At 44.4% G+C, this 2,444-nt stretch carries 4 protein-coding genes and 1 tRNA gene; 1 reads left to right on the forward strand and 4 read right to left on the reverse strand.

Translation table 11 applies throughout. The annotated features are described in order from the left end of the window. Window positions 1-185 precede the first annotated feature (185 nt). The 4 genes from AC3A14_RS24560 to AC3A14_RS24575 form a co-directional block, all read right to left on the reverse strand. Window positions 186-284 (reverse strand) — tRNA-Ser (locus AC3A14_RS24560). A gap of 11 nt (window positions 285-295) precedes the next feature. Then, window positions 296-697, reverse strand: coding sequence for a hypothetical protein (locus tag AC3A14_RS24565; protein WP_318736111.1), 402 nt, complete (start codon window positions 695-697; stop codon window positions 296-298). 17 nt (window positions 698-714) lie between these two features. Then, the gene (locus AC3A14_RS24570; RefSeq protein WP_318736109.1) at window positions 715-1,407 is read right to left on the reverse strand and encodes a hypothetical protein; all 693 of its coding nucleotides are present in this window, start codon (window positions 1,405-1,407) and stop codon (window positions 715-717) included. A gap of 55 nt (window positions 1,408-1,462) precedes the next feature. Beyond that, window positions 1,463-1,684 carry a hypothetical protein gene (locus AC3A14_RS24575; protein ID WP_318736107.1) on the reverse strand — a complete coding sequence of 74 codons (222 nt, stop codon included), beginning with the start codon at window positions 1,682-1,684 and terminating at the stop codon, window positions 1,463-1,465. A gap of 135 nt (window positions 1,685-1,819) precedes the next feature. Here AC3A14_RS24575 and AC3A14_RS24580 point away from each other — a divergent pair. Continuing rightward, window positions 1,820-2,444 (forward strand): hypothetical protein (locus tag AC3A14_RS24580; RefSeq protein ID WP_487779239.1); only part of this gene is annotated, 625 nt, incomplete at its 3' end.

A 2,444-nucleotide genomic window follows, 5' to 3' on the forward strand; every position in this document is an offset into this window, starting at 1 on the left:
TTGGTTTATAGATGAAATCCTATGGCAATGCTTTTGTCTATAATTTTTCTCTATTCTGCTTGACCTATTTACCCCGTACCTCAGCATGGGGTGCTATGGTGATTTTGTGTTGAATGTGTGTAGCGCCTACTTTGCAAGTAGGATGTCAGTGGTGGAAAGTCTGCTATGCTTTGGTTTGTTGTTAATGGACGTAACGGGACTCGAACCTGTGACCTCCACGATGTCAACGTGACTCTAGCCACCAAATCAAGCCTAAAGTTACTTGGGGAGAGGCTAATACGTCCCGCTTTTCTGTTTAGCTAGGGACGTACTGGTGAACAGACAGCCACCAGTTAGTTTCATTTATATACCGTCTATAGCGTCCTTCCCAAACTTTATCGAATTCAATTGAATGCATAGTGGCTTTAGCCATTAATCCATCAGGGATAGTGGGATATTGAATTAAATGGCGATTTCCGTTGGTCGGAGTCATTCTTATTGCATCTCCCCAAATCCATTCCCCCTCAGATTTCCACCCTCGACAAGTCCACAGTACTGAAGTTGTCCCCTCCGTAACGTCAAGACCTCCGAAGGACTTGAATTGGATAGAAACGTACCGGTCTGAGGGGGTATTGGGGGGTAAAGCAATATGTTGGGCTGGATTTCTCAAATTCGCATTTATGGGAAAATGAACAAATCCTAAAAATTGGTAAGCCATGCCCAAAAAAAACCGAATTAAATGTTCATTACAACATCAGCATACAAGTGGTCTTCTTGTACGTTTGGTAAGTGAGTTGATCGGTCAAATTCGGTATTAATTACCCACGCGCCAGCCTCATTGACCAAGTTTGTCCCAGGATCAGTGAAGACTCCTGCCTCATATTTTTTCCACAAATACCGTTTTCCCGCAATTCGCAGTTGCAGTGGGTGTTTTGCTTTAATCATTGTCCCCATTAATTGCAAACACATTGTGGTATTGAAAAAACGTGGCACAGTGCAACTCGCGGTCTTGCTTACGTAGTATGCTTTACCCCCTACTCTGACAGTGCGAGTTTCTTGTGATGGTACAATAATCCGCTTCCCGGCTGGTTGGCGCTTCAGTACCAAATTCCTACCGCCAACATATCCCTCAACTTGCTTTGGTGTACCCTGTTCGGTGAATTCTTGGTTGGCGCGCTGATGACTTGTGTACGCGTTCGTTTGTCTGTTTGTGTTTCTCGCTTCAGTTTGTCCCGAAATGGCAACGGTTGGCACGTTAAAATACGCTGCGAAATACTTTTCTACAAACATCTGGACTACGCCACCATAAGGTTTGCGTGTCCCCGTTCTACCGGGATCTTTGTGATGGAAGTAAACCACCAATACCCGTACACGCTCCGGGCTGGATTCACTGATTCTGGTGACTTTACCTCCTGCTACTGCTGGCAAGGTTTTTTCCTCCTAAATAACTAGAGAATGTAGGCAACTTAATCAGGGAAAAAGATTAAGGTTTGGCTTCAAGGCTATCTGCGATGTCGGTCTCGAGCTTAGAGCTTGTATTGTTCCAAGAGCTGCCAGAGATAGGTAGCTGAACGTTAGCGATAAAGAGGTCAGTATCATAGTTAACATCCCAATCCATAGCCACCTTCCCTTCAAAGTCAGCCTTGACCTGATTGCCTTCTATGACATCGATAATTGCTTTAGCTAAATCAGAAGCGATACTCATAAAAGTTTCTCCAATGTTCCACAATCCGATACTAGCCACAAAACCAGTGCTTGGGAAAGGGGTTCAGACACTAAGTGACAGTTCAAAGACCTATAATGTTTAGAAAAGTCACCGAGAGATTCTTCGAGAAAAAACATGGCAATTGTTCAGATATTAGAGCAATTCGATTTTACTAATTACCCTTCTGATGGATGGTGGATACTTTTGGAGCCAGCAACGGAAGATCTAAAGTTGAAGTTGCTAAACCTTAAGTGCAATCCTGGCTACGTTCATGGCGGTGCTGGATTGGGACGATGGGCGCGACCAGAGGAGGAAAGCAATGAGTCGCCGGATAACTATGCCGAAAAGGTCTACGAGGCTGAATGGGCCGCGCCACATTGGAGGCTCGATCTTTATCAATTTGGGAAGGGGAAAGAAGTATTAATTAATTCTCTGCCAATTGTTAATAGAGGCTTTCCTTACGACCGCGATTTGATTTTTAATACGTCAACAGCAGCAGGCGTTCTTGAACTTGAGCAAGGCTTTGGACTGAAATGTAAGTTTGTTGATAATGGGTATGGATTGCCTGAGCAAATTAATGGTCAGTTCATAGCGATCTTTGGAATCGGGCAAATTGGAACAGATCAATTCACAACGCCCCGTATCAACATTGACGCAACAACATCAGTGACTAACACCGCCGACGGGAAGACAATTAAAGAGGGCATTTTACCAACTGGGGATTGGCAACTATCGGCAAAGGAACAATCCCCTTACCGAG

Source organism: Roseofilum sp. (assembly GCF_982964205.1).

What these genes read in the sequence shown, in the direction of transcription:
- AC3A14_RS24565 (WP_318736111.1), bottom strand. Translation starts at nt 697, where the DNA reads ATGGCTTACCAATTTTTAGGATTTGTTCATTTTCCCATAAATGCGAAT.
- AC3A14_RS24575 (WP_318736107.1), bottom strand. Translation starts at nt 1,684, where the DNA reads ATGAGTATCGCTTCTGATTTAGCTAAAGCAATTATCGATGTCATAGAA.